Below are 337 nucleotides of genomic sequence, written 5' to 3'. Positions count from 1 at the left end.
AGAACCCAATTTTTAATGGTTCTTTGGGGATGTATAACGGTGTCATTTTGCGTGAAGCAGAGCATGTCCCCAATGGTGTTAATTCAAAGACACAAGAGCCTGTTCCCTCTGTTCGTCGTGCTGTGTTGCTTGGTGCGCAAAGTGTTATCATGGCTTATGGGCGCGTTGGCAATGGAGCAACAGGAGGCGATGGGAAAGGGGGAACACGCTATAAACTTGTTGAAGAACTGTTTGATTATCAACGTGAATTTGGGGTTGCAGCTAAAACCATTATCGGCATGAAAAAATCACGCTACACCTTGCCTCATTCTGATCAAGGGGGACAGGATTTTGGTAC

General features: G+C 45.7%; 1 protein-coding gene. It reads left to right on the top strand.

The features are described 5' to 3' along the window. The coding region (locus ACFIMA_RS09890; RefSeq protein ID WP_375693791.1) for a DUF4043 family protein at positions 1–337 on the top strand (337 nt) is incomplete at both ends.

Origin of the sequence: Bartonella sp. AP88HLJMH, from assembly GCF_042195605.1 — a bacterium.
In the GTDB taxonomy this organism is placed as follows: Bacteria; Pseudomonadota; Alphaproteobacteria; order Rhizobiales; family Rhizobiaceae; genus Bartonella.
Note: the sequence above shows the minus strand (reverse complement) of the source record. Positions and strands in the feature narration are given on the sequence as shown.